Below are 25,789 nucleotides of genomic sequence, written 5' to 3' on the forward strand. Positions count from 1 at the left end.
CCCGCTTCTCGATGGTTCATTCACTGAAGGCCTGCTGGCGCCTGCTGCATGCGGTCGGGCACGCGCTGGGTGGCTGGTGGACGATCCGTTTCACCTTTCCGGGCCTTTCGCAGGCGGAGCGCAACCTGCGCGTGCAGCAGTGGTCGCAGCGCCTGCTCGAGATCATGGGCATCACGCTCCAGGTGCAGGGCAGCCCGCCCGCGCAGGGGCCGGTGCTGCTCATCAGCAATCACCTCTCCTGGCTCGACATCACGGCCATCCATGCCGCCTGCCACGTGCGCTTTGTCTCGAAGGCGGGCGTGAAGCACTGGCCGCTGATCGGTACGCTGTCCACCGGCGCGGGCTCGCTCTACATCGAGCGCGAACGCCGCCGCGATGCGCTGCGCGTGGTGCACCACATGACCGAGGCGCTGCGCAACGGCGACCTGATCGGGGTGTTCCCGGAAGGCACGACGAGCGACGGGCGCGGGCTGCTGCCCTTCCATGCCAACCTGCTGCAGGCCGCCATTTCGTCGGGCGCGCCCGTGCTGCCGGCCGCACTGCGCTTTGCCGATGCGGCCACCGGGGAAACCAGCCAGGCGCCGCGCTACATCGACGACGACAACCTGCTGACCTCGCTCTGGAACACGCTGCGCGCGCCGCCGCTCCTGGCCATCGTGCGCTTCGGCGAGCCGCAGCCCTCGCACGGGCGCGACCGCCGCGCCTGGGCCCAGGCGCTGCACGAAGACGTGCAGCAGCTGCGCCGCGAGACCCACTAGCCGCACGGCGCCGGCGGCAGGCAAAAAAAGCGCTCCCGAGGGAGCGCTTAACGACGCACGGAGCGTCGTGAGGAGGAACCGCGATTCGTGCGCTCGACATTGGCCGCGCCTGCGGCCACCGCGTGCGGGAGAAATCAATCCATGCGCGTGGGCAAGTGCCTACAGGGCTGCTCGCTGGAGGGTGCCGGCTATCCCGGCTATGAGAATTGCCAAACCCGCCCGGTGCCGAAGCGTTGCACCATCGAGGCTCTACGCTGGAGAACCCGATGAGAATGCTGAGGAAAATCGTGGGCGGTGCCATCTCCCTTGCGGGAGCAGTGGTGCTCGTCGCCCGGCACCTGTGAAGGCGGCCTGCCGGCCCCTGAAAAGCGGGGGCGCACTCGCCGCGCCGGCCGCATGAATACTATGGTTTGTAGATAAGCGCACAGCAACACTACTGCCCGAGGGGCCGTGCAACCGCACCGGCATTCGGCGCCCATAATCCGCCTGCGACCGCGCCAGAGGCCGCATCGGATACCCCCGGCTCCGCTCCATTCGGGACGAGCCAGCCATATTTTTTCTGGCTTTCACGGGATGACATCATGAGCGTACTGCAGATGTTTCTACCGGCGTCCGAACCGGCGCGCAGCGAGGCCCTCGAGCTGATACGAAGAACACACCACCTGCCACGCCACCTCGTGAGAGGCACCGGGCGAAGAGGGCTGGGCGAATCCGGACCGGGCTTGCTGGTTGGGCCGGTGCAGAGCCAGCAGCAGGCGTCGTCGCGGGGCTTGCAGATCGTGACCGCGCCGGAAGGCCGGCAGCAGGCCGAATGAGGGCGGCGCCTTCGCGCTGATCCGGCGGCCTTGTTCGGCCGCCCTGCTCAGTAGTCTCACTCGGCCGTGGCCGGGTCGATCACGCTGTACACCCGGTCCACCCGGTCGGCTGGAAAGCCGCCGAGTTCCGCATGCCTGCGCACCAGCGCCTCGTTGGCCGCCTGGTAGATGCAGTAGATCCGGTCGTCGGTCACGTAGCTGTGGATCCACTGGATCTCGGGGCCCATGCTGCCCAGCACGCCGCAGGACTTCTGCGAAATGGCTTTCAGGTCTGCCGGCGTGAACTTGCCGGCGCCGGGGATGTGCCGTTCGATGAGGAATTTGGGCATGGCGATACTCCTGTCTGGATAAAATCGGTCGGAGCGACCAAGACCTATGGTGCCGACGCGAAGCACCGTTGTATTGCCCGCTGCGCCGGACTTGTTGACCGAAACCCCGCCCTCGCTTGCCCCGGGAGGTGACCATGGATGTCTTGTCGGACGTGCTGCGGACCATCCGCCTGGAGGGCGCGCTGTTCCTCAACGGGGACATGCATGCGCCCTGGTGCTTCAAGGTGCCCAAGGGCGCGCACATGGCGCAACTGCTCAGGCCCGGCGCGCAGCGGCTGGCCATCTGCCACCTCGTGCTGCAAGGCGAATGCTGGGCCCAGGTCGACGGCGGAGAACCGATCCGCGCGCATGCCGGCGACGTGATCGCCGTGCCGCATGGCGACTCGCATGTGCTGGGCAGCGGCCTGCTCCAGGCGGCGGTGGATGTGGCGCATGTGGTGAACCCGCGCGCGCCCGAACTGGAGCGCATCCGCTACGGCGGCAATGGTGAGCGCACGGTGCTGGTGTGCAGCTGGTTCGCATACGAAGGCGATGCGCCCAACCCCCTCATGGCGAACATTCCGCGCCTGTTCACCACGTCGCTGCGCAGCAGGCCGGCGGGCCCGTGGATCGAGCAGTCCGTCAACTACGTGCTGGGCGATGCGGCATCGCGCACGCCCGGTTCCGAGATGGTCGCCGCCAAGGTGGCGGAGGTGCTGTTCGCCGAAGTGCTGCGCGGCTACATCGAATCCATGCCCGCCAACAATCCCGGCTGGCTGGCGGGCCTGCGCGACCCCCACGTGAGCCGCTGCCTGGCGCTGATGCACGGCGAACCCGCACGCAACTGGACGGTCGACGAGCTGGCGCAGGAGGGTCACGTCTCGCGCAGCGTGCTGGCGGACCGCTTCACCGAGCTGGTAGGCGCGCCGCCCATGCACTACCTGGCGCGCTGGCGCATGATCCTGGCCGCCGGCATGCTGCGCAAGGACCAGGGCAACCTGGCGCGCATTGCCGAAGGGGTCGGCTACGAATCGGAAGCGGCTTTCAACCGCGCATTCAAGCGCGAGTACGGCGTGTCGCCGGGGGTTTGGCGGCAGAACGGGGCGCGGGCCTCGGTGCCGGATGCGGTGCTTCGACAGGAATCGCAGGTATGTCAAAAATCCGCATGAATATTGAATTCTTTGGGCTGGCACAAAAAAGATACCAACAAAAGTACCGTCGAATTTCAATCCATGGCTTGGATGCATCGTAGGAGGACCCCTTCGAGCCGATTTTGTCGACGCTGCGGTCGACGGGCCTTCCGAGATCAAGCTGTACTGATCTTCGGCGTTCATTTCGAACTGCCGATCTGCTGAAAGCCTGATTCCTCGCAGCTAACGCAGGCGCCTCGGCTGATGCCGCAGCAGCCACCGCCGGCTTGCCCCCACCGCTGTTGCCGCTGCTCCGGAAGACGACCGCGCCGCCTCCTCGGCCGCCAACCGCTCGGCCTGCTCCGGGTCGACGCCGCCACCGGGCGGCGCTGCCCGACGGTCCAGTACAGCCAGGTGAGCTCGGCATTGACCGCGCCGGCCAGGCGCTGGCGGCTGGCGGTGATCAGCGCGCGTTCACTAGAGTATGCGCATGTCCTTCTGCCCATGCGATCTCCTCGCCCGTTCCCTGGCCGTCAGCGCGCTCGCCCTCGGGTTCGCCGTGGAGGCCCATGCACAGCCGACGCCTTTGGACGATGGCGAAACGCTCCCCGCCATCACCGTGGATGCCAGGGGCCGTTCGGAAGCCGCCCAGCAAGTTCCGATCCCGCTGACTTCGATCGATGGCGAGGCCCTCGAGACGCAGCAAAGCTGGCGGCTCGAAGACCTGCAGCAATGGTTGCCGAGTACCAGCATCACCTTCGGCGATCCGCGGCAATCGGCCATCGCGGTGCGCGGCGTCGGCAGGAATCCATCGAACGACGGCCTCGAGGGCAGCACGGGCATCTACCTCGACAACGTCTACCTGGGCCGCGCGGGCATGGCGACATTCGACCTGCTCGACATCGAGCGCGTGGACCTGCTGCGCGGGCCGCAAGGGACGCTATTCGGCAAGAACACGACCGCTGGCGTGCTGGCGTTGCACACGCGGCCGCCGAGCCGCGAGACCGAGCGCAGCCTGCAACTCTCGATCGGACAGCGCGGCCTTGCGCAGGGGCAAGCCATCTTCTCGGGCGCCTTGTCGGAAGAGACGGCGGGCCGGCTGCTGGTGTACGGCACCCATGAACGCGGCAACATCGAGAACATCTACGATGGCGGCAGCGTCAACGGAGGCAATCGATCCGGCATTCGCGGCCAGTGGCTGCTGCGCCGTGGCGACGCCTTCAGCCTGCGCCTGATCGCAGATGCGCACCGCGAGCGCTCCACGTACGGCACCCGCGTCATCTACTCGCTGGGAAGCGGACCGGCGGCAGCCCGCGCACGGGCCGGCGGCGCCACCGGCATCGTCACCGACCCGCGGCGCTATGCGGTCAACACCGACGGCGTAGAGCGGGTCCATCTCGACCAGGGTGGCGTGTCGGCCGAAGCGAGCTGGAAGCTCGGGTCCGGCGCCACCGTCACGTCCATCACCGCCGGCCGCTCATGGAAGTTCGTGCCGACGACCAATGACAACCTCAATATCCCCGTGCTGATCGACGGCGGCTCCCGCGTGCGCCAGCAGCAGTTCTCGCAGGAGCTGCGCTACGCGGGGCCCACCGGCGGTGCGGTCGACTATGTGGTGGGCGCGTTCTACATGCGCCAGCGCATGCGCAACGAGATATTCACCGTGTTCGGTCCGCGGGCGGACATCGTTCTGCAGGGAACGTCCTTGCCGGTGCTCGCCAACGCGAGCACCGTGAGCTTCGGCGCGCTCGACACGGAGAGCTTCGCGCTCTTCTCCCAAGCCACCTGGCACGCCACGTCCAGGCTCGACCTCACGGCCGGCCTGCGCATCACGCAGGAGCGCAAGGACGGGCGCACCCATCGCGGCGATTCGACCGGTGGTGCCGCTGCCACCGCGTTCCTGCGCAATCGTCCGATCGTGCTTGGTGCCTACGACACAGGCCCCCTGGCCATCCGGAAGACCAGCCCATCGGCGCTCCTGGGTGCGAGCTACCGGCTGGATGACGATGCGATCGGCTACGCGAGCTTTTCGCACGGCGAGCGGTCGGGCGGGATCAATCTGGCGGGGCCGGGTGCCGCTCCCGGCCCGCTCGGCGCCTCGTCGCTGATCATCGGGCCCGAACGTGTTGACAGCCTGGACGTCGGCGTCAAGAGCAGCCTGTGGAATGATCGCCTGACACTCAACCTGAATGCCTTCTTGGCAGGCGTGCGCGGCTACCAGACGTCGATGTTCGTGCCCGCCGGCGCAGGCGCGGGCAACTACGTCGAGATCCTCACGAATGCGGGCGATCTCCGTAGCCGGGGACTGGAGCTGGATGCCACTGCGCGACCGACGCGCGGGCTGACCGTGTGGGCCAACGCTGCCTTCAACGATGCACGCTATCGACGCTATGAGGACGCGCCTTGTCCGTCAGAACGCGCGTTCATGCCGCAGGGGCGCTGCAGCCTGACCGGACGGCAGGTTGCCGGGACGCCGCGCTGGACATTCAACGTGGGCGCCGAATACCGCAGGTCCGTGAGCCCCACCACCCAGCACTTCGTTTCAGCGGCGTACGCGTGGCGGTCCGCACAGGACGGCACGCTCGACGGGTCGGTCCACTCGCGCATCCCGGCCTATGGCCTGCTGAACCTCGCCACCGGTTGGAAGGTCGCACGGGGCAATGAAATCTGGAGCATTTCGCTTTGGTTGCGCAACGCGCTCGACAAGAAGTATTTCCCGACCGTGGCCGCGACCGCGAACGGTGCCTACGTGGCATCGGTCGGGACGCCGCGCACGCTGGGACTGACAGTCCGGCTGGACTACTGACCTGTTGGATTCCGCCGATCTCTGACCCCAGTACCTGCACGAATCTGCTGCACGGACAGCCGGAAGGCATTGATGTGAGAACGCCTGTGTGAGGCGCTTGGCCCTTCCCAAGGCCGCGGTCGATGCGCCGGCGATGAAGTAGCGCAGCGATCAGAGTTCCATAAGCCCTGGATTCTGAACCGCGTCGGCAGGGCGCCGGGCCTGCCACGCCGGCGGTCCAGGCCCGCCGGTTTCGTGCCACGTCGCCGGCTACATCCAATTTGGACGCTCCTTCGCGGCTCACGCACGATCTATCTCGATGTTGCCGCTGCTGCGTCCTCTTTGCTTGATCGTCTACTACGACTTCCATGGCCAAGGAACTTACAAGAGCGACGAGCCCTTAGATTCGAGAAGACTACCCATCGGCGTGGTACGTCGAACAGGAAGCGTATCTCGCCACCCTCTGCAGACCCGGAGTGAAACGGCTGAGTAGCTTCGGCTTGCTCGTTGAACGCAAAAATCGCGCTCAACGTAAGGCAGCTTTGGAGAATTCTGTACAGCCGCTTAGGGCCCGAGTGGGCATCGAAGCCTTTGGTCATCGAGCTATCTGAAAATTGTGGGGGTGGGGCGGCTCAGCGGACCTGCACACAAGCTTCGATGGCAGCTTTCAGGGTGGCGATTTCCTGTGGCCCCAACGCTGTTGGTGACGGCGGCACGCTCGGCGCCTTTGTCGCTTGCATTTCCTGCACTGTTTCAAGGGCAGCAACGGGTCGTACATGCCCGTCGCTGCCGCCGCTCCCGCAAATCGACGATCACTGTGTCGCCGCCGACTTCCGCGGTCTGGTATCGGCCGTCGGGCGAGGTGAATGCGTAGGCCGCCACTTGCCCGGACAGAGGTGCGATCAGTGCAACAGACGGATGAAGCCTGGTCATGAGGAAAAGAGACGAGTAAGGCGTGAGCATGACGCGCGCTGCCGTCTGATAAGCTGCCGGCGCTCCTCTCCCCCGGCTGTTCCTTCCACCCGTCCTTGCGAACACATTGCGCATGTCGTCCGAAGAAACCCTGCGCCGCTGGCGCCTGATCCTCGGCCGCTATGCGGCGCAACCCCTGTCGCAAACGCAGTTCTCGGCGGGCGACTGGAGGCTCGACCAGGCGCTCGAATATCTCTACGGCCGTGAATACGAAGGCCGCGGCCTGGGCAGGCCCAATGGCGGGCCGGGTTCGCTCGACCCGAGCCAGTTGCGCGCGGTCGACTGGCTCAACCGCTCGCGGAGTCTATTTCCACAAGAGGTGTTCGAGCGCATGCAGACGCAGGCGATCGATCGCTACCAGCTGACCGACCTGCTCTCCGACCCGGCGGTGCTGCGCTCGCTCGACGCCACGCCCGGCCTCGCCAAGGCGCTGCTGGGCATGCGCGGGCGGCTGTCGGGCCAGATGCGCGACGCGGTGCGCGAGGTGATCCAGAAAACCGTCGACGAGATCACGCGCAAGCTCAGGAACGACTTCGTCAACGCGCTCGTCGGCCGGCGTAACCGCATGCGGCGCTCGCACATCAAGAGCGCGCAGAACTTCGATGCGCGCGCCACCATCGCGGCCAACCTCAAGCACTACGACGTGGAGCGCAGGCAAATCGTCATCGAGCATCCGCGCTTCAATGCGCGCGTGAAGCGCAACCTGCCCTGGGACGTGGTGCTTTGCGTCGACCAGAGCGGCTCGATGATGGATTCGGTGATCTACAGCGCCGTCATTGCCGGCATCATGAGCTCGCTGCCCGCGGTGCGCGTGAAGCTGGTGGTGTTCGACACCAGCGTGGTCGACCTCACGCACCTGGCGCACGATCCGGTCGAGGTGCTGCTCACGGTGCAGCTCGGCGGCGGCACAGACATCGGCCGTGCGGTGGCGTATTGCGAGTCGCTGGTGGGCAACCCGCAACGCACGGTGTTCGCGCTCATCAGCGACTTCATGGAAGGCGCCGCGCCCGGGCCGCTCCTGGCCGCGGTGCAGCGCATGGCACAGTCGCGCGTCAAGCTGCTCGGGCTGGCCGCGCTGGACGAATCGGCCAACCCCGTGTACGACCGGCAAATGGCGCAGCGCCTGGCCGACAAGGGCATGCACGTGGCGGCCCTCACGCCCACGCATTTCGCGCAGTGGCTCGCGGAAGTGATGAACTGATGGCCTGGTACGACGGCTATCGCGCCTACGACGACGACACACTGGCCACGCTCGCCAACCCTGGCTTGCTTCGGCGTGCCGCAAAGGACGTGGAGGCGGGCAAGATCGCATGGGCAGAGTACGGCACCGAAGCTGGCGTGGTGACGGCGGACGGCCAGCGCGTGCAGCTCGATGCACGCGGCCCGCAGCAGGCGCGTTGCGACTGCCCGGCACCGGGCATCTGCAAGCACATACTTGGCGCGGCGCTGTGGCTGCGTGCATTGGAGCCGGCCGCGCCAGGCAGGCCAGCCGGCGTGCCTTCGGACGGGCCGCAAGAGACACGCGCGCCGGCCGGTGCCGACCCGCTCGCGGAAATCCTCGCGCTCGATGCCGCGGCCCTTTTCAAGGCCGCGGGCGTGGCGGCCGTGCGGCGCGCCGCAGCCGCTGCCAGCAGCATTGTCGAATGGCGGGTGCAGGGAGGCGCGCTCGTCATGGACTTGCCCGAGCTCGGCGCCTCGTGCCGCTGGGTGGCAAGCGCGGGTTTTACGGGCATGGTGTCCGAGGTGCCTGCCGCGGAACGCAAGGCGGTGCACCTGATCGCCATTGCCGCGCTGCGCAGCGCGCACGGACGGCCCTTTGCATGGCCCGCGAGCGCGCGGCCCGCGCCGGTCGAAGACACCGCGCGCCTCGGCGAGCGGGAGCGCGCGTTCCTGCTGCAGGTGGAGTCGATGCTGGAAGAGCTGCTGACGGGCGGCCTCTCGCACGTGAGCGAGCTGACGTCGGCGCGCCTCTTGGCACTCAACATGTCCGCGCGCGGCGAGGGCTTGCCGCGCCTGGCGGCCTTGCTGCGCAACCTGGGCGGCACGGTCGACCTGCTGGTGCGGCGCGATCACCGCGCCGAGGAGCGCGACGCTTTTGCACTCATGGCGCGCATCCATGCGCTGTGCGCCGCGCTTGCGCGGGCCGAGGGCGGCCTCGCCGCGGCGTTGCGCGGCCGGCTCAAGCGCGACTTCGACGAATCGGCCGCCCTCGACCTGCTGCCCCTCGGTGCCCACTGGTGGCAGACGCGCGGCGGCGCGCGCGGCCTCACGGTGGCGTTCTGGGACCTGGCCGGTGCGCGCGTGCTGCAGGCCTCGCTCGCCCGGCCCGACGCAAGCGACACAGCCTTCACGCGCAGCAGCGCATGGTCCGCGAACGCGCTGTGGTCCGGCGCGGGCGCCGCGCAGAGCGTGTGCGAAGCCGCCTTGCGTCTCGAACAACCCCGCCTTGCCGAAGACGGCCGCCTGGCGCTTGGCGGCGCCACGCGTGCCCAGCCTCTGCCTGCCTGGGCGGCGGACGATCCGCGCCTGGAGTCGATCGGCTGCGGCAACTGGTCCGAACTCGGCGAGCGCTTGCGCGACGCCACCGGCCTTTCGGCCGAGCCTTTCGACGCCGTGCTGCTGCGTCCGTCCGACACGCGCCCGCCGGTGCTCGACGAAGCACAACAGCGCCTCGACTGGCTGGTGCAGGACGATGCGGGCCAGTGGCTGCGCCTTGGCATCCCCGTCGGCCCGGAGCACCGGCAGCGCGTCGACAACCTCGACCGCCTCGCCGCGCGCCGTGCTCCAGTGCATGCCGTGCTGGTGCGTATCGAGCGCTCTGCCGCGAGCACCGAACTCATGCCCGTCGCCGTGCTGAGCAGCAACGCGAAGAAGGCGCTGCAAACGGTGTCGCTCGACTTTGCCGACGAGGCCGCGCGCACCACGTCGCTCGCCAACCGCATCCTGCGCATGCTCGAGGCGCGGCAGCAGCAGCGGCAGGCGGCGCCCGTGGGTGCGCCCACGCTGGCGGCGCGCCTGCTCGCTCCCCTGACAGAAGTGACCGAGACGCAGGCCGCCACCGGGCGCATGGCATTGACGGCGGCGCAGCGGCAGCGCCTGCACGATGCACTCGACCGCGCAAGCTCTGTCGGCCTGGAGGTGCTGTCGAGTGCGCTGCGTGCGCACCTCGCTGCGCCGGCTGCGGTGCCGTTGCTGAAGCTGGGCTTTCTGTGCCAGTTGCTTGGCGAACTCGACGGCTTGCCGGAGCAAAGGAAAGCGCAGCCGGCTTAGAACCTTTGGCTTCGGTTGTTTCCGCAGGCCGCGAACTGGCCGAAGCGTCACGTCCAACTGCCAAAATCAGCGCCCAGGAGAACGAGGAGAACGCATGGGATTTCTGGACAAGATCTTGGGCGCCGTCACGGGCAGCGCCGGCACCGCAGCCGCCAACGGCCTGACGCGCGAGCAGGCGCAGCTGTTGAAGCAGGCCTTCGAGCCGCTCGAAAAAGCAGGCAAGGAGCTGCCCCAGAAGGGCACCGCGTTCCTGGTCGACGGCACGCAGGAAACCGTGCTGCTCGACCTGCAGGCTGCCAAGTCCTTCGAGCCAGGGCAACTGCTCGGAGCCCCCGGCCGCCTGCGTTGGGGTTTCAGCAACCACCAGAACAAGGCGCTGGAGAAGATCGGCAACCAGAGCCTCGAGCAGCGCGGCCGCTTCTACGCCAGCGTGGATGCCGGTGCTCCTGCGCTCGACGTGCTGGTGCGACTGGGCAAGCTGCTGGCTGCAGCCGACGGCGGACAGTCGCTCGAGCATCCCGGCGCGCCGGTGCCCGACTGGCTTCAGTACCTCATCAACGACGCGGTGTTCGCGAGCTTCAGCAAGAGCAGCTCCGGCAACGCTGCCGAGCGCGATCTCGCCAAGCACCGGCCCGCGTGGAACGTGCATCTCATTGCAGCCTTGCTTGCGCACGAAGGGCTCGATCCGCATGTCGCCCTGCAAGAGGTCTTCGAGCGCAAGGGACTGGACAGCTGGTACCACGACCGGCTCGACGGCCTGGTCGAGGCCCCTGCCGTCGCCGACTACATGCGCAGCCAGCGCGATGCCGCCGAGGCGTTGCCCGCAAAGCTGTCGGCTGCGGGCCGAGTTCTGCTGGCCAGGCGCATCGGCAAGGACAAGGCGCTTTTGAACGACTTTGCGCCGCTGTTCCTGCGCCTGGCCATCGACGGCAGCAAGACGGTGCGCGCCGAGGCGACGCCGCACCTCGAGGGCATTGCCGAGGCACAGCGGCTCGAACTCCTGGGGCAACTGCTCAAAGACGGCGACACCACCCAGCGCACGCAGGCCGCCGAACTGCTTGCGCGCCTGCCGGGTGACGCCGCGCGCGCGTTGCTCGCCGTGGCGGCCGGCACCGAGACCAGCAAGGCCGTGCAGCAGGCCATCCGCTCGGCCATGTCGCGGCTCGACGCCGCGGGCGACGCGGGCGAGCTCGAATTGCCCGAGCCGCCGGCCTGGCAACCCTTCGAGGACATTCCGCTTGGTGAAGAGGCGGTGCAGTTGCTCATTGCCAACCGCATCGAGCTGCTCGAGAAGAACCGCGTCGCGGCCGAGGCCGAGATCGAGGAGAACAAGGCCTCCAAGCAGACCTACAGGTACAAGTGGCGCCAGGACAACTACGCCGCCCACAAGAAGCTCACCGACGAGGACATGCGCGTGGCCGTGCGCGTGCTCAATGGACAGGGCAGCAAGAACGACCAGAACCGCGCGAAGAACGGCCAGCTGCAGCAGGTCGTGGGTTTCGGCAATCGCCTGCAGTCGATGCCGGGGTTCGGCATGCCGCACTTGATCCGCTGGCTGGCCGTGTCGCGCCACTGGACCAGCTTCTGGTTCGACGACGGCTTTTCACAAGTGGCTCGGCCGCCAGCCCGTGGGCTCGGTCGACCTGCGCGCGCTGGCCGAGCTGCTCAAGCGCTCCGGCATGCCGATCGACGATGTGGCGCACACCGCGCTTTACCAGTATTGGAACCAGGCCACAGCGGTCGAGGTGTTGCCGGCCGACCGCGTGTGGCCTTTCTTCGCGGAGCACCCCGAGTACATCGACGAAGGCCTGGGCCTTGTCGCGCCGCCAAAGCGGGAAGGCCGCCAGACCCAGCTCGACCTGAACGCCACGCTGCGCACGCTGGCGGTCTTTCCGACCGTGCAGGCACGTTGGCTGCCGCGGGTTATGGAACTGGCGCTCGGCGAAGGCAAGACGCACCGCGCGGCCGCGCAGAAGGCACTGTCGATGCTGCCCGACATCGGCCGGCGCGTGGTCGAGTCGCTCGGCGCCACCAAGAGCGAGGTGCGCATCGAGGCCGCCAACTGGCTGGCTGAGCTCAGGTACGCCGAGGCCGTGCCCGCCATTACCAAGGCGCTCGAGAAGGAAACCCGCGAGACCGTGCGCGCGGCCTACCTCACGGCGCTCGAGGCGCTGGGCGACGACATCTCCGCGCGCCTTGCACCGGCGATTCTTCTGGCCGAGGCGAAGAAGGGCCTGAAGGCCAAGCCCCCGGCGGGCCTTGCGTGGTTCTCTCTCGACGCGCTGCCCGCCTGCAAATGGCTGGACGGCAGCCCGGTAGAACCCGAGATCGTGCGCTGGTGGGTGGTGCTCGCCTGCAAGCTCAAGGAGCCGGGCGGCAACGCGCTGCTCACGCGCTACCTCGGCCTGCTCGATGCAGCCAGCCGCCAGGCCATCGGCAGCCTGGTGCTGCGCCAGTTCATCGCACACGACACGCGCCACCCCACGCTCGACGAAGGCATTGCGCATGCCAACGCCCATGCACCGCAGCGCTACCAGGGCAACCAGCAGCGCTACCAGAACGCGAAGGCCGAGCACAAGCAGTACTACGAAGCCGACTTCCAGAAGACGCAGGAGCAGGTCTTCGAGGAGTGCAAGCGCGAGAAGATGGGCGAATACCTCGGCAGCGCGATTGGCGAAAAAGGCACTCTTGCCCTGACCGCCCATGCGCCGGGGCACGAGGTCGTCACGCTGCTGCAGCAGTACATGCGCGACCATTACCAGCGCCGCTCGCAGATCGAAGCCATGCTCGAAGGCGTGGCACCGGGCAACGACCCAGTGGTGATCCAGTTGCTGCTGGGCATATCGCGCCGCTACCGCACTGCCTCTGTCCAGGAGAAGGCGCGCGCGCTGGTGCAGCAGATTGCCGACCGCAACGGCTGGACGCAGGACCAGCTCGCCGACCGCACCATTCCCACCGCGGGCCTGGACGACACCGGCAAGCTCGAGCTCGCGTACGGCGACCGCATCTTCACCGTGGTGCTCGACGCCGCGATGAAGCCCGAACTGCGCAACCCAGAAGGCAAGATCGTCAAGGCCCTGCCCGAGCCGCGCCAGAACGACGACCCCGTGCTCATCAAGGATGCGAAGGCCCAGTTCTCGACCAGCAAGAAAGAGCTCAAGCAGGTCATCGACCTGCAGACCGCGCGCCTGTTCGAAGCCATGTGCACCGGCCGTATCTGGCCGCAGGCCGAGTGGCGCGAATACCTGCACCGGCACCCGATTGCCGGGCGTCTGATACAGCGGCTCGTGTGGCTCGAACTGGATGCGGAAGGCGCGGTGCGCGGCAGCTTCCGGCCCACCGAGGACGGCAGCCTGATCGACACGCAAGACGACGAGGTCGAGCTTGCGGCCGACAGCCAGCTGCGCCTGGGTCACGCTTCGCTGGTCGACGAAGGCACAGCGGCCACGTGGAACAAGCACTTCAAGGACTACAAGCTGGTGCCGCTCTTCGCGCAGATGACGCGCAAGTCCCCTGCAGTAGCGTTTATCGACGACAAGGGCCAGCCGGTGAGCGAAATCAACGACAGGCTGGGCTGGATCAGCGACACCTTCACGCTGCGCGGCAGCTTTGCCAAGCTCGGCTACCAGCGCGCCCAAGCCGAGGACGGCGGCTTCTTCTACCAGTACACCAAGGAGTTTTCGTCGGCCGGCGTGCGCGTGGCCATCGAGTTCTCGGGCAACACCCTGCCGGAAGAGAACGTGCCCGCGGCGCTCAAGACGCTGGGCTTCGAGGACATGAAGACCCGCGGCTACAGCGACCGGGCGCTGCCGCTGTCGAGCGTGCCGCCAGTGCTCCTGGCCGAGGCCTATGCGGACTACCTGGCCATCGCACAGGCCTGCGCCGGGTTCGACGCGGGCTGGGAAAAGAAGATGCCGTGGTAAGCCCGCCGCGCCGCCCCGCAGAAAAACCAGCAGCAACATCATCATGAGCACCGGCACATCACCGTCTTCTTCCCCCGCGACCCAGGCCGTGCGCCTTGCCCCCGAGGCGCGCTATGCGGACGAGCTCGCGCGGCTGCATGCGGCCGACACCGATGCGCGGCCCACCGGATGGAAGCTCTCGCCGCGCGCGGTGCGGCGCTTCATCCTCGGCGACGAGAAGCTGCAGGTGAGCCGCAAGTTCTACGGCGATGATCCGCTGGTCGACCGCGCCATCGTGACGCTCATGGGCCACCAGGGCCTCATGCTGGTGGGCGAGCCAGGCACCGCGAAGTCGCTGCTCTCGGAGCTGCTTGCAGCCGCCGTCAGCGGTGATTCGGGCCTCACGGTGCAGGGCACCGCCGGCACCACCGAAGACCACATCAAGTACAGCTGGAACTACGCACTGCTGCTGGCCGAGGGGCCGAGCCAGCGCGCGCTGGTGCCTTCTGCGCTCTACCAGGCCATGCGCGCGGGCAAGCTGGTGCGCTTCGAGGAAATCACGCGCTGCCCGCCCGAGATCCAGGACGTGCTGATTTCGTTGATGAGCGACAAGCAGCTCATGATTCCAGAGCTGGGCGACGATGCCCGGCTCTATGCACAGCGCGGCTTCAACATCATTGCCACGGCCAACCTGCGCGACCGCGGCGTGCACGAGATGTCGTCCGCGTTGAAGCGCCGGTTCAACTTCGAAACGGTAAAGCCCATCCGGGACCATTCGTTCGAAGTCGAACTGGTGATGGCCCAGCTGAAGCGCGAACTCGACGGCGGCGGCGAGTCGCCGGTCGATGTGCCGCGCGACGTGGTGGCGCTGCTGGTTACCACCTTCCAGGAGTTGCGCGCGGGCCAGACGCAGGATGGCACCGCCATCAAGGGCCTCGATGCCGTGATGTCCACGGCCGAGGCCGTGAACGTGGGTTATGCGGCGGCCCTGCAGGCGCGCCATTTCAACGGCGGCCGGCTCACCGTGCGCGAGATCGCAGGCCAGCTGCAAGGCGTTGTTCTGAAGGACAGCACCGACGATGTGAAGCGCGTGCGCCACTACTTCGACACCGTCGTGCGCGAACGCGGCAAGCGCGACGCGCAATGGAAGGCCTTTCACGACGCGGCACGTGCGCTGTGGCAGTAGTTGCAGAAGCCGGCAGCGTTCTGCCTGCCGGGCTGGAGGCCGCGCGCGGCCGGCTGTTCGGCGAGGGCGGCGAGGGCGTGTTCTTCGTGCCCGTGAGGCACCACAGCCCGGCCTGTGCATTCGCATTGAGGGCGCTGCTGCGCGAGGTCAGGCCGGCGGCTGTGCTGATTGAAGGACCGGACGACCTGGACGCACTGCTGCCGCTGCTGCAGCACCCGCAAACCACCGCCCCCGTTGCATGGCTGTGCCAAAGCACCCGGCAGGTTCCGGTCGATGACCCCGACTCGGAAGAGAAGACGCGCACGGGATCGCGCACGTCGTTCTTTCCCTTTTGCGACTACAGCCCCGAGTGGATTGCGGTGCGCGAAGGGGCGGCGCTCGGCGCGCGCCTGGGGCTGATCGATCTTCCCTGGAGCGACAAGGCCTGGCATCGCGACGAAGGCGACGAGGGTGGGGGCGACGAAGGCGATGCACGCGACGCAGCGCGCAGCCTGATGGAAGAGCGCCATTTCGCGCACAGCCGCTACCTCAACGCCATGGCCGCCCAGATCGGCTGCGTCGACCATCAGGAGCTGTGGGACCGCCTGTTCGAACTGCGCACGTCGGCCGCTCTCGGCCACTGGCGTGCCTTCTTTTCCGACGTGTTCAGCTGGTGCGCCATGGCGCGGCTCGACTACGAGCCCGAGGTGCTCGAGGCCGAGCTGAGCCTGCCGCGGGAGCGCCACATGGCGGCGCATATCCGTCGCTGGCGCAACGAGGTCGAGGGGCCGATCGTGGTCGTCACCGGCGGCTTCCACACACTCGAGCTGGTCAACCAGTGGCAAAAGGCCAAGCCCTCGAAGGCGCCCGCCGGCAAGGACGCACCAGACAACGCATGGCTGATCCGCTACAGCTTCGAGCGGCTCGACGCGCTCAACGGCTATGCCTCGGGCATGCCGTCGCCCGGCTATTACCAGCAGGTGTGGGAACGCCTCGAGGCCGGCGAGGCCGACCCCTTCACCGCAGTGGCGCTCGACAGCCTGACCCGCTTTGCGCGCCAGACCCGCGCGCAGGACGATGCCGATGCGGTGTCTACCGCACTGGTGCAGGCCGCCGCCGCGCAGGCCATGCGGCTCGCGGCGCTGCGCGGCAATGCCGGTCCGGGCCGGCAAGACCTGCTCGATGCAATCCGCTCCTGCTTCATCAAAGGCGCCATCGACGAAGGCACGCGCGGCTTTACCGCCGACCTGCGCAACTTCTTGAGCGGCACGCGCATCGGCGACGTGCCGCCTTCGGCAGGCTCGCCGCCGCTGATCGAGGACGCGCGCAGGCTCGCCCGCCAGGCCGGCGTGCGGCTGGACGACAGCACCGCGCGCATAGCGCGGCTGGATCTCTATCGCAAGCCGTCGCACCGCGAGCGCAGCCGCTTCTTCCATGCCATGACATACCTCGACACGGGGCTCGGCACCTGGCTCGCGGGCCCGGATTTTCTTGGCAACAGCCGTTTGCATTTGCTGTTCGAAGAGTGGCGCGCCGCCTGGTCGCCGCTGGTGGAGGCGCGGCTGATTGAACTGGCGGGCGATGGCGCAAGCGTGGAGGCCGTCTGCATGGCCAAGCTGCGAAAGGAAGAGATCGCGCTGTCCGACGAGGGCCGCGGACGCAGCGCGAGCGCGGCCGTGGCGCTGTTGCTGCGCGCCTGCCTGGTCGGGCTGCAGTCGCGCCTGCCCCAGCTGCTCTCGATGCTTTCCACGCACCTCGACGAAGATGCCTCGCTCGGCTCGGTGGTCGAGTGCGGGCATCGGCTCGTCACGCTCTGGCGTGCGCGGGAGCCGCTGGGCGTGCAGCAGCATCCGCAGCTGCGCAGCCTGCTGGAGCGGGTATGGCCCGCGGCGCTGTTCCTGCTGCCCGATGTGGGCGGGTGCCCAGAAGAAGGTGAGGCGGGCGCGGTGAAGCAACTGCTTTCGCTGCGCGAGCTTGGGCGCCTGCTGGCCTCGCTGCAAGGCGAACCGGGGGAAGCCGGTGACGGTGCCATCGACCTCGACCTGCTGCGTACGCAACTCGAACGATTCGCGACCGGCGCGTCGGCCGCGCCCGCGGTGGCCGGCGCTGCTTCGGCCCTGCTGTACCTCGATGGACACTGGGACGAGAACGCGCTCGACACCGTGGTGCGGCAACGCTTCGGCGCGGGCGCGCAGCCGCGCGACGCGGTACGTTTTCTCAACGGGGTGATGGCCGCGGCGCCCGAACTGCTGCTGCGCCTGCCCGCGCTGCTCGAAGGCCTCGACGGCCTGGTGCAGGGCTGGGACGCCGAGGCTTTCGTGGCGCATCTGCCCGATCTGCGGCAGGCCTTCACGCGCCTCAAGCCGCAAGAGACGTCCGACCTGGCCGGCCGCATTGCCGCGCTGCATGGCATGGGCGAAACAGGGGGCCAGGCGCTCTACCAGATGCACTACGAAACCACCGAACAAGACCTGCACGAAGGCGCGCAACTGCAGCTCGCGCTGGTCGAGTGCATGCGCCGCGACGGGCTTGCCGCGTGGCTGGCGGCCCCAGAGCACAAGAAGAACAACATCGAGAGCGCGACATGACCATCGATCTCCAGACGCTCAAGTGCGGCGAATGCGGCAGCAGCACGCTCAAACGCCCCTCTTGGGAGGCATGGCCACCAGACTGGTGGCCGCAGGATCCGGCCGCTGAATGAAGGCACCCGCTGACAAGCGTGCCATCTTCTTTCCGGCGCCCATCAGTTGCGAATATTGCGTTTAATGCGTATATTTCGCTTGAGGCGCCGGCGTAGCGCCAGCTATGAAAGGACCCAGCATGACCCAGATACTCGACCCAGCCAGCGAAATGGAAGCGGAAATGGCCGGTGCGGCGACGGCGTGCCTGGTTGCGGCCCTGGGTCACTCGAAGGCAAAAGCGATCAAAATAACCATCGAAGTGGACGGGGACGGCAAGGGCGAAGCCCCGGTTCTGCTCCTGCCTCCGCGTGCCTTGCACTTCCTTGCCGACGTGTTGCGCCAGATGGCCAAGCGCGAGCCGATGATGCTCGTCCCGCAGAAGCTGGAACTCACGACGCAGCAAGCTGCGGCACTCCTGAATGTGTCGCGCCCCTTCGTGATCAAGGAGATCGAGGCTGGCCGGCTGAAGTGCCGGCTGATCAACCGGCACCGCCGCATCGAGTTCGAAGAGCTCATGCGCTACAAGGACGAGCAGAAGCAGCGGTCGGCCGGCGCCCTCAAACGATTGAACGACCTCTCCCAGGAGATGGGCGAGGAGCTGTGAGTGGCAGGAAGCGCCCGGTACACAGCGGTGCTCGATGCCAACGTCCTGTATCCGGCGTTGCTGCGCGACGTGCTGCTCAGCCTGGCCGACGCGGACCTCTATAGCGCGAAGTGGTCCGTCCACATCCGTGATGAGTGGACGCGCAGCCTGCTGCGGGACCGGCCCGGCATGGGAGTCCAGATTGCCGCTGCCGCGCAAGCCATGGAGGACGCCATTCCGGACTGCCTCGTCTCAGGCTACGAACACCTGATCGAGGGCCTGAAGCTACCGGACCCCGATGACCGCCATGTGCTGGCGGCTGCGATCACTGGACACGCGGATGCGATCGTGACGTGGAACGAGAAGGACTTTCCCAGGGAAGTGCTGGACCCATTCGGCATCGAGGTACAGACCCCTGACGAATTCGTCCTCAACCAGTTGATGCTGGAGAAGCTCACCGCCCTCGCGGCTTTGAAGCGAATGCGCGAGCGCTGGGCCCGGCCGCAGGTCGACGCGATCGCGCTGGTCGCCCTGCTCGAAAAGCGCGGGTTGCCCCAGACTGCGGCGCACCTGCGCGATGTCGTGGCACTCCTCTAACTGGCTTGGCAGGAGATCGCGGACTTGGCTATGTCATCTGGCGCGGCTTCAAGGGAAGCACGTCGGCACCGATGCGCAGCTTGTCCAGGTAGTCCGCCCAGCGCTGCATCATTTCCCGACGCGCGGGGAGATGTGCGGTGCGGTTGTACGCACGACCGTTGGTATCCCTGACCATGTGGGAGAGCTGGTGCTCGATGAAGTCCACGCGCTCGCCGAGCACTTCATCCATGAGGGTCCGCGCGGTTGCCCTGAAGCCATGGGCCGTGTGGACTTCGGCGCTGTAGCCCATCCCGCGCAGAGCGGCGTTGATCGTGTTCTCGCTCATGGGGCGTTCACCCGTCCGTATGCTGGGAAACACAAACCGTCCATGGCCTGTGATCGGGTGGAGGTTCCGCAGGATCTCCACCGCTTGGGTTGCCAGCGGCACGACGTGATCGACCTTCATTTTCATCTTCGGGCCGGCGATGCGCCACTCGGCCGCGTCCAGGTCGATCTCAGCCCATTCCGCGGTGCGCAACTCGCCAGGCCGGACAAACAGCAGGGGGGAAAGCTTCAGCGCGGCAACGGTGGTGGGGTGGCCGCTATAGGCATGGATCGAGCGCATCAGGTCTCCGACTCGCTTGGGCCCGGTAATGGCGGCGAAGTGCTTGGTCGCTTTCGAGGCCAGAGCTTCGCTCAGATCGGCGGTCACGTCCCTCTCTGCCAGGCCTGACACCACTGCGAAGCGAAACACCTGTCCGCAAAGCTGCTTGACGCGGTGGGCGGTATCGATAGCGCCGCGTGCTTCCAGCTTGCGGACCACTCGCTCCAGAATGTCGCGCGGACCGATGGTGGACATGGGCATCTTGCCGATGAAGGGGAACACGTCCTTCTCGAGCCATGTCTTGACCTTGAGCTGCGTTCCGCTCGCTCGTTTGGCCGCAGTCTTTCCCAGCCACTCGTGCGCAACCGCCTCGAACGTATTCGCCGCTGCGTCGGCTCTGGCTCTCTTTTCTTCGCGCTTGGCCGCGCTCGGGTCGGTCCCGTCTGCCAGCAGCTCGCGGGCGGCGGCGCGGCGATCCCGAGCTTTGGCCAGCGAGACCTCTGGGTAGGTTCCCAGCGCCAGCGTTTTCCGCTTGCCGGCGAAGGTGTAATCCATTCGCCAGTATTTCCCGGCCGTCTTCACCAGCAGGTACATGCCGGCGCCGTCGGCATATTTGTCGCCGATGGCCTTCCCGGTGGGCTTCACCTGCCGAACAAACGTGTCTGTCAGTGCCATCTCCACTCCTCAACGGTATCTCGTCACGGGGATTTCCGGGATACCGGCAAAAGTAACGGTATTTCCGTGCGATGGGATCGCTACGCCGCGCGTCGTCGCGAGGCAAAGAAAAACCCGCTACGCCTTGGAGCGTACGGGTTTCTGATGAGGGGTGAGACGCCGTGATTCGGGTCTTTGGTGCCTTCGACAGGAATCGAACCTGTATCTGAGTCTTAGGAGGACCCCGTTCTATCCATTGAACTACGAAGACGGAGGGCGGCCCGGACTTTACCAGTTCGGCGCGCCGCCGCGCAGCGGCCGGCTCAGCGCAGGCCGATGCGCGAGGCGTGCCAGCGCAGCACGTCGGCGCGCAGCGGGTCGGTGGCCTCGATGCGGTTGGCGCGCACCTGCAGCGCGCGCATCTGTTCGACTTCCTCGATCACCTTGCCGGGGCTCAGCAAGGCCTGAACGAGCACGCTGGCCTCTTCGGCGAACGCCTTGAGCGCGCCAGCCAAGCCACCGGATGCGCTCGCGCTGGTCGATCGGTCAAGGGTGGACATACGGGAACTCCTGGAATGGGGTGGTCGGGAACAGAGGCTATTTTAGGGTTTACCCGGATTCCACCTGGATGCAAGGCAAAAAGTGCACGCGATCGGTGCCGTGGCATGCGCTCGTCCGCATGCCGTTTCCCTTGATGGCTCCGCCGCCAAGCCCGTGTCTGCCCGGCAATCGGCGCGGGCTAACCCCAAGACAAAATCTTGGAAAAGTTGACCATGGTCAAGCAGGCTGAGTTCTTCCTGCGCGCACCATCGCCCCTGTTCGCATCTCGGCTCAGATCCACAAAAAAAAGAGCGCACCTTACACAGGAGACAACATGATGAAGAACTTCTTTTCGCGCACCCGCGCTTGTCGGGCCAAGGTCTTCACCGCAGCCATGTTGGCGCTCGCGGTCGCTGCGCCAGCCTCCGCATGGGAGCCCACCAAGCCGGTGGAGTTCGTGATCCCGGCGGGCACCGGCGGCGGCGCCGACCAGATGGGCCGGCTGCTGCAGGGCATCGTCATCAAGTACAAGCTGATGAAGGAGCCGCTGATCGTCGTCAACAAGTCGGGCGGCGCGGGGGCCGAGGGCTTTCTTGCCGTGAAGGAAGCCAAGGGCGATCCGCACAAGATCATCATCTCGCTGTCCAACCTGTTCACCACGCCCATGGCCACCGGCGTGCCCTTCAACTGGAAGGACATGACGCCGGTCGCGATGATGGCGCTCGACCAGTTCGTGCTGTGGACCAACGCCGAGCAGCCGTACAAGAACGCCTCGGAGTTCATCGCGGCGGCCAAGGCGGCGGGCCCGAGCAAGTTCAAGATGGCCGGTACCGGCTCCAAGCAGGAAGACCAGATCATCACGGTGGCGCTCGAGAAGGCCACCGGCACCAAGTTCATCTACGTGCCGTTCAAGGGCGGCGGCGAGGTGGCGGTGCAACTGGTGGGCGGCCACGTGCAGTCGACCGTCAACAACCCGATCGAGGCGGTGGCCCAGTGGCGTGCGGGCAAGCTGCGCGCGCTGTGCGTGTTCGACGACCAGCGCATGCCGTTCAAGGCCAAGGTGACGGAGACGCAGTCGTGGAACGATATCCCCACCTGCAAGGAAGCGGGCGTTCCCACCAAGTACACGATGCTGCGCGGCATCTTCATGCCCGCCGGCGTGACGCCCGACCAGCTCGCCTTCTACGTGGACCTGCTGACCAAGATCGCTGCCACGCCGGACTGGAAGGAATACATGGAGAAGGGCGCCTTCAACCCGACCTTCATGACCGGCGACGCGTTCACCAAATGGCTCACGGAAGCGGAAGCCACGCACCGCACGCTGATGACGGAAGCCGGCTTCCTGGCCAGCAGCAAGTAGCAATCTCGAGCGTCGCGCGGCGCTCCTTGCCTGACGAGACGGCCGCCCGCAGGGGCGGCGGGGCGGAGCGCTGCACTTTGGGTTTCACGGCATACACACGAACGATGGGGACTCCATGGAGCACGAAGAGAATTCTGCAGACGGTCCGGTGCGCACCGGCGTAGCGACCCACGTGGTCGAGGCAGTGGTCGCACTGGTCCTGGTGGCCATCGGCCTGTTGGTGATCTACGAGAGCCAGCGGCTGGGCTCCGGCTGGACCAGCGACGGGCCCGGCGCGGGGTACTTCCCCTTCTACATCGGCGTGATCATCACGATTTCCGGCGCCGGCATCCTGTACCAGGCATTGCTGGGCAAGCACAGGAAGACCGAGGTCTTCGTCGACTCGGTGCAGCTCAAGCGCGTGCTGTCGGTGCTGCTGCCGGCCACGGTGTACGTGGGGGCGATCTCGTTGCTCGGCCTCTATGTGGCATCGGCGATCTACATCGCGCTGTTCATGGTGCTGCTGGGCAAGTACTCGTGGGTGAAGAGCGCCATTGCGGCGCTGGTCGTCAATGTGGTGTTCTTCTGCATGTTCGAGGTGTGGTTCAAGGTGCCGCTGTTCAAGGGCGCGCTCGATCCTCTCCGGTTTCTCGGCTACTGAATCTCACGGAGCAAATGCGAAATGGATGAAATCAGTGCCCTGATGCAGGGCTTCTCGGTAATCCTCACGCCGATGAACATCGGCCTGATGTTCGTCGGCATCATCCTGGGGGTGCTGATCGGCGTGCTCCCGGGATTGGGCGGCGCCAACGGCGTGGCGATCCTGCTGCCCCTCACGTTCACGATGTCGCCGACCTCGGCGATCATCATGCTGTCGTGCATCTACTGGGGGGCGCTGTTCGGCGGGGCCATCACCTCCATCCTGTTCAACATCCCGGGCGAGCCGTGGTCGGTGGCCACCACCTTCGACGGCTACCCGATGGCGCAGCAGGGCAATGCGGGCGCCGCGCTGACCACGGCCTTCACCTCGTCGTTCGTCGGCGCGCTGCTGGCGGTGATCATGATCACCTTCCTGGCGCCGCTGGTGGCCAAGTTCGCGCTCAAGTTCGGCTCGCCCGAATTCTTTGCGGTGTACCTGCTGACCTTCTGCAGCTTCGTGGGCATGGGCAAGGGCTCGCCGTTCAAGATCCTGGCGTCGATGGCGCTCGGCTTCGCGCTGGCCAGCGTGGGCATGGACACGGTCACGGGCCAGCTGCGGCTCACCTTCGGCCAGTCGGAGCTGATGCGCGGCTTCGACTTCCTGATTGCGGTGATCGGCCTGTTCGGCATCGGCGAGATCCTGCTGTCGATGGAAGAGGGCCTGAAGTTCTCGGGCAAGAGCGCGAAGATCGATCCCAAGGTGGTGCTGCAGACCTGGAAGCAGCTGCCGCAGTACTGGGTGACTTCGCTGCGCAGCTCGCTGATCGGCATCTGGATGGGCATCACGCCTGGCGGCGCCACACCGGCTTCGTTCATGGCCTACGGCCTGGCCAAGAAGATGTCCAAGCGCGGCTCCAAGTTCGGCACCGGCCAGATGGAGGGCGTGGTGGCCCCCGAGACCGCGGCGCACGCGGCCGGCACCAGCGCGCTGCTGCCAATGCTGGCACTCGGCATTCCGGGCTCGCCCACCGCCGCGGTGCTGCTGGGCGGCCTGCTGATCTGGGGCCTGCAGCCCGGACCGCTGCTGTTCGTCGAGCAGAAGGACTTCGTCTGGGGCCTGATCGCCAGCATGTACCTGGGCAACATCGTGGGCCTGATCGTGGTGCTGAGCACGGTGCCGCTGTTCGCTTCGATCCTGCGCATTCCGTTCTCGATCATTGCGCCGGTGATCATCGTGATCTGCGCCATCGGCGCCTACACGGTGCACAACGCGATGCTCGACATCTGGTTCATGCTCGGCTTCGGCGTGGTGGGCTACCTGTTCAAGAAGCTCGACTTTCCGCTGGCGCCGCTGGTGCTGGCGCTCGTGCTCGGCGACAAGGCGGAAGACTCGTTCCGCCAGGCCATGCTGGTCTCGCAGGGCGACGTGACGATCATGTTCTCGAACCCGCTGGTCGGCGGCATCACCACCCTCGCGCTGCTGCTGCTGTTCTGGCCGCTGATCTCCAAGGCGCTGGCGTTCGTCAAGCCCAAGAAGCCTGACGAGTTCGCCGTCGAGCGCCCGGTGGACTGAACGGAGAACAACCACATGCCAGTCATTGCACTCACCCAGGAGATGGGTTCCCTTGCCAAGGACGTGTCGCTTCGGCTTGCCGAAACGCTCGGGCTGGAGGTCATGCGCCACGAGACGATCGAGCGCGTGGCCGACCGCATGCAGGTGCCGACCAGCTTCATCGGCCGCCTGCGCGACGGCAAGGCCGGCTTCGTCGAACGGCTCACCGCCGACCGGCGCAGCCTTGCGCTCTACACGGCCGAGGAGCTCTTCGCGCTGGCCGACCGCGGCAACGTGGTGCTGCGCGGCTGGGGCGCGACCTGCCTGCTGCGGCCGGTGCCGCACGTGGTGTGCGTGCGCATCACGCGCTCGATGAAGAAGCGCGTTGAATGGCTGATGGCGCACCTTGAAACCGATGATGCCGAATTCGCCGAAGCCGAGATCCGTCGCAGCGACGACGCGCACGCGGCGCGCATGCATGCGCAGTTCGGCGTGACCTGGGGCGACCCGGTGCTCTACGACCTGGTGCTCAACACGGACCGCCTCTCGGTGGACAGCTGCGTGGCGCAGATCCGCGCGCTGGTGGAGCGCCCGGAGTTCGCCGAGACACCGGCCTCGCGCGCGCTGCTGGCCAACATGGCGCTTGCGGCGCGGGTGAAGTCGGCACTGAAGGACAACGAGGCGACCGGCGACATCCGCGTGACCGTCGAGGCCAACCAGGGCCAGGTCAAGCTGAGCGGCATCGTGCTCGATGCGCAGGAGCGCATGCTCACGCAGGATGTGGCTTCCAGGGTCGACGGCGTGAGCGGCGTCGACAACGCGCTGCGCCTGATGACCGTTCCGCGCCGCTTCGCGTCCGCCAAGCAGACCTGAAAAAGAACAGGCGAGCTAGATTTTTCCGCGCTTTCGGAGCCGGCTCAGGGTTTCCGCGGAGAGATTGAGATACGACGCGAGCTCCTTGCTGGGGATGCGGTCTTCCAGCTCGGGGTGCTTGCGCATGAAGCGGTGCACGCGGCCCGGCGCGTCGAGCAGGTGAAGCGTGATGGTGTGCGCCATGATTTCGCTCATGCCGCGCATCACGCAGTACTCGAACAGTTCCTTGGTCTCGGGGTGGCGGTCCAGGAAAGCGATCCACTCCTTCAGCGGCAGGCTGGCCACGCGGGCCTTGGTGACGCAGACGATGCCGTAGGGCGTGGGCGTGCCCAGCCGCAGCGCCGCGTAGCTGGTTTCCATGTCGTGCGCATCGGCAAAGCGCAGGATCATTTCCTTGCCCTCGGGGTTGCTCACCACCCGCTTGAGGATGCCGTCGAGGATGAAGTACTGCTCCATCTCGCGCACGCCCTGGTGCAGCAGGAAGTCGCCCTTGTTGCCGTCCACGATGACGAGATGGGTTTCCAGCTCGGCGCGATCGCTCTCGCTCAGGTCCTTGAGAAGGATGTTCTGCCGGAGCTGCGCGCGAATGATGTTTTTCTCCGGGTGGTTTTCCAACAGCGTCATGGGTCCCGTCTTGCTCGAA

At 66.8% G+C, this 25,789-nt stretch carries 20 protein-coding genes and 1 tRNA gene; 16 read left to right on the top strand and 5 right to left on the bottom strand.

Translation table 11 applies throughout. The features are described 5' to 3' along the window. Positions 1–11: 11 nt before the first annotated feature. Both FB547_RS04955 and FB547_RS04960 read left to right on the top strand, forming a co-directional pair. Positions 12–758, top strand: a complete 747-nt coding sequence (locus tag FB547_RS04955) for a lysophospholipid acyltransferase family protein (RefSeq protein WP_145740099.1) — start codon at positions 12–14, stop codon at positions 756–758. A gap of 581 nt (positions 759–1,339) precedes the next feature. After that, the gene (locus tag FB547_RS04960) at positions 1,340–1,573 is read left to right on the top strand and encodes a hypothetical protein (RefSeq protein ID WP_145740100.1); all 234 of its coding nucleotides are present in this window, start codon (positions 1,340–1,342) and stop codon (positions 1,571–1,573) included. A gap of 56 nt (positions 1,574–1,629) precedes the next feature. Here FB547_RS04960 and FB547_RS04965 read toward each other — a convergent pair whose 3' ends face one another. After that, positions 1,630–1,902: a DUF4242 domain-containing protein gene (locus tag FB547_RS04965; RefSeq protein WP_145740102.1), complete on the bottom strand. Its 273-nt coding sequence runs from the start codon at positions 1,900–1,902 to the stop codon at positions 1,630–1,632. Between the two features lie 134 nt (positions 1,903–2,036). On the opposite strand from FB547_RS04965, the gene FB547_RS04970 reads away from it, so the two are divergent. The 10 genes from FB547_RS04970 (at position 2,037) to FB547_RS05015 (ending at position 18,966) form a co-directional block, all read left to right on the top strand. Further along, entirely contained in the window at positions 2,037–3,050 is a 1,014-nt protein-coding gene (locus tag FB547_RS04970; protein ID WP_145740104.1) for an AraC family transcriptional regulator, read from the top strand. A gap of 451 nt (positions 3,051–3,501) precedes the next feature. After that, on the top strand, positions 3,502–5,817 hold the full coding sequence (locus FB547_RS04980; protein WP_145740106.1) for a TonB-dependent receptor: 2,316 nt from the start codon (positions 3,502–3,504) through the stop codon (positions 5,815–5,817). Between the two features lie 1,024 nt (positions 5,818–6,841). Continuing rightward, a complete protein-coding gene (locus FB547_RS04985; protein ID WP_145740108.1) occupies positions 6,842–7,969 on the top strand; it encodes a VWA domain-containing protein in 1,128 nt (375 codons plus the stop codon). Beyond that, positions 7,945–10,038 (top strand): SWIM zinc finger domain-containing protein, encoded by a 2,094-nt coding sequence (locus FB547_RS04990; RefSeq protein ID WP_261380213.1) that lies wholly within the window; start codon positions 7,945–7,947, stop codon positions 10,036–10,038. Before FB547_RS04985 ends, FB547_RS04990 begins: the two co-directional genes overlap by 25 nt. A gap of 94 nt (positions 10,039–10,132) precedes the next feature. Next, the gene (locus FB547_RS33555; RefSeq protein ID WP_261380214.1) at positions 10,133–12,112 is read left to right on the top strand and encodes a hypothetical protein; all 1,980 of its coding nucleotides are present in this window, start codon (positions 10,133–10,135) and stop codon (positions 12,110–12,112) included. Then, positions 12,024–13,961: a DUF4132 domain-containing protein gene (locus FB547_RS33840; protein ID WP_410000793.1), complete on the top strand. Its 1,938-nt coding sequence runs from the start codon at positions 12,024–12,026 to the stop codon at positions 13,959–13,961. The genes FB547_RS33555 and FB547_RS33840 overlap by 89 nt, the downstream gene beginning before the upstream one ends. 43 nt (positions 13,962–14,004) lie before the next feature. Continuing rightward, a complete protein-coding gene (locus tag FB547_RS05000) occupies positions 14,005–15,126 on the top strand; it encodes an ATP-binding protein (RefSeq protein WP_145740112.1) in 1,122 nt (373 codons plus the stop codon). After that, positions 15,117–17,693, top strand: coding sequence for a DUF5682 family protein (locus FB547_RS05005; RefSeq protein WP_261380215.1), 2,577 nt, complete (start codon positions 15,117–15,119; stop codon positions 17,691–17,693). Before FB547_RS05000 ends, FB547_RS05005 begins: the two co-directional genes overlap by 10 nt. A 232-nt stretch (positions 17,694–17,925) precedes the next feature. Then, a complete protein-coding gene (locus FB547_RS05010) occupies positions 17,926–18,390 on the top strand; it encodes a helix-turn-helix domain-containing protein (RefSeq protein WP_145740113.1) in 465 nt (154 codons plus the stop codon). A 27-nt stretch (positions 18,391–18,417) separates the two neighbouring features. Next, positions 18,418–18,966, top strand: coding sequence for a PIN domain-containing protein (locus FB547_RS05015; RefSeq protein ID WP_261380216.1), 549 nt, complete (start codon positions 18,418–18,420; stop codon positions 18,964–18,966). 28 nt (positions 18,967–18,994) lie between these two features. Here the strand turns inward: FB547_RS05015 and FB547_RS05020 are convergent, their stop codons facing one another. From FB547_RS05020 to FB547_RS05030, 3 genes are all read right to left on the bottom strand, one after another. Next, on the bottom strand, positions 18,995–20,224 hold the full coding sequence (locus tag FB547_RS05020; protein ID WP_145740117.1) for a tyrosine-type recombinase/integrase: 1,230 nt from the start codon (positions 20,222–20,224) through the stop codon (positions 18,995–18,997). A gap of 175 nt (positions 20,225–20,399) precedes the next feature. Continuing rightward, positions 20,400–20,474, bottom strand: a tRNA-Arg gene (locus FB547_RS05025). A 52-nt stretch (positions 20,475–20,526) separates the two neighbouring features. Next, positions 20,527–20,763 carry a hypothetical protein gene (locus tag FB547_RS05030; protein ID WP_025569434.1) on the bottom strand — a complete coding sequence of 79 codons (237 nt, stop codon included), beginning with the start codon at positions 20,761–20,763 and terminating at the stop codon, positions 20,527–20,529. Positions 20,764–21,077: 314 nt separating this feature from the next. On the opposite strand from FB547_RS05030, the gene FB547_RS05035 reads away from it, so the two are divergent. The 4 genes from FB547_RS05035 to FB547_RS05050 all read left to right on the top strand — a co-directional run bounded on the left by FB547_RS05035 (position 21,078) and on the right by FB547_RS05050 (position 25,146). Further along, the gene (locus FB547_RS05035; protein WP_145740118.1) at positions 21,078–22,103 is read left to right on the top strand and encodes a Bug family tripartite tricarboxylate transporter substrate binding protein; all 1,026 of its coding nucleotides are present in this window, start codon (positions 21,078–21,080) and stop codon (positions 22,101–22,103) included. A gap of 115 nt (positions 22,104–22,218) precedes the next feature. Beyond that, positions 22,219–22,743 (top strand): tripartite tricarboxylate transporter TctB family protein, encoded by a 525-nt coding sequence (locus FB547_RS05040; RefSeq protein ID WP_145740120.1) that lies wholly within the window; start codon positions 22,219–22,221, stop codon positions 22,741–22,743. Between the two features lie 21 nt (positions 22,744–22,764). Further along, positions 22,765–24,294 carry a tripartite tricarboxylate transporter permease gene (locus tag FB547_RS05045; protein ID WP_025569431.1) on the top strand — a complete coding sequence of 510 codons (1,530 nt, stop codon included), beginning with the start codon at positions 22,765–22,767 and terminating at the stop codon, positions 24,292–24,294. Positions 24,295–24,309: 15 nt separating this feature from the next. Continuing rightward, complete coding sequence (locus tag FB547_RS05050; RefSeq protein ID WP_145740122.1) at positions 24,310–25,146, top strand: cytidylate kinase family protein; 837 nt, start codon at positions 24,310–24,312, stop codon at positions 25,144–25,146. A 15-nt stretch (positions 25,147–25,161) separates the two neighbouring features. Here FB547_RS05050 and FB547_RS05055 read toward each other — a convergent pair whose 3' ends face one another. Then, positions 25,162–25,770, bottom strand: a complete 609-nt coding sequence (locus FB547_RS05055) for a Crp/Fnr family transcriptional regulator (RefSeq protein ID WP_025569429.1) — start codon at positions 25,768–25,770, stop codon at positions 25,162–25,164. Between the last annotated feature and the right edge of the window lie 19 nt (positions 25,771–25,789).

This window comes from Variovorax beijingensis (assembly GCF_007828835.1).
Lineage (GTDB): Bacteria > Pseudomonadota > Gammaproteobacteria > Burkholderiales > Burkholderiaceae_C > Variovorax > Variovorax beijingensis_A.

Bases quoted from the DNA above. Each gene is read 5' to 3' on its own strand.
- FB547_RS33840 (WP_410000793.1), top strand. From the start codon at position 12,024: ATGCTGCCCGACATCGGCCGGCGCGTGGTCGAGTCGCTCGGCGCCACC.
- FB547_RS04970 (WP_145740104.1), top strand. From the start codon at position 2,037: ATGGATGTCTTGTCGGACGTGCTGCGGACCATCCGCCTGGAGGGCGCG.
- FB547_RS05045 (WP_025569431.1), top strand. From the start codon at position 22,765: ATGGATGAAATCAGTGCCCTGATGCAGGGCTTCTCGGTAATCCTCACG.
- FB547_RS33555 (WP_261380214.1), top strand. From the start codon at position 10,133: ATGGGATTTCTGGACAAGATCTTGGGCGCCGTCACGGGCAGCGCCGGC.
- FB547_RS05010 (WP_145740113.1), top strand. From the start codon at position 17,926: ATGACCCAGATACTCGACCCAGCCAGCGAAATGGAAGCGGAAATGGCC.
- FB547_RS05055 (WP_025569429.1), bottom strand. From the start codon at position 25,770: ATGACGCTGTTGGAAAACCACCCGGAGAAAAACATCATTCGCGCGCAG.
- FB547_RS05030 (WP_025569434.1), bottom strand. From the start codon at position 20,763: ATGTCCACCCTTGACCGATCGACCAGCGCGAGCGCATCCGGTGGCTTG.
- FB547_RS05040 (WP_145740120.1), top strand. From the start codon at position 22,219: ATGGAGCACGAAGAGAATTCTGCAGACGGTCCGGTGCGCACCGGCGTA.
- FB547_RS04985 (WP_145740108.1), top strand. From the start codon at position 6,842: ATGTCGTCCGAAGAAACCCTGCGCCGCTGGCGCCTGATCCTCGGCCGC.
- FB547_RS05035 (WP_145740118.1), top strand. From the start codon at position 21,078: ATGATGAAGAACTTCTTTTCGCGCACCCGCGCTTGTCGGGCCAAGGTC.
- FB547_RS05020 (WP_145740117.1), bottom strand. From the start codon at position 20,224: ATGGCACTGACAGACACGTTTGTTCGGCAGGTGAAGCCCACCGGGAAG.
- FB547_RS04960 (WP_145740100.1), top strand. From the start codon at position 1,340: ATGAGCGTACTGCAGATGTTTCTACCGGCGTCCGAACCGGCGCGCAGC.
- FB547_RS05000 (WP_145740112.1), top strand. From the start codon at position 14,005: ATGAGCACCGGCACATCACCGTCTTCTTCCCCCGCGACCCAGGCCGTG.
- FB547_RS04955 (WP_145740099.1), top strand. From the start codon at position 12: ATGGTTCATTCACTGAAGGCCTGCTGGCGCCTGCTGCATGCGGTCGGG.
- FB547_RS04965 (WP_145740102.1), bottom strand. From the start codon at position 1,902: ATGCCCAAATTCCTCATCGAACGGCACATCCCCGGCGCCGGCAAGTTC.
- FB547_RS04980 (WP_145740106.1), top strand. From the start codon at position 3,502: ATGTCCTTCTGCCCATGCGATCTCCTCGCCCGTTCCCTGGCCGTCAGC.
- FB547_RS05050 (WP_145740122.1), top strand. From the start codon at position 24,310: ATGCCAGTCATTGCACTCACCCAGGAGATGGGTTCCCTTGCCAAGGAC.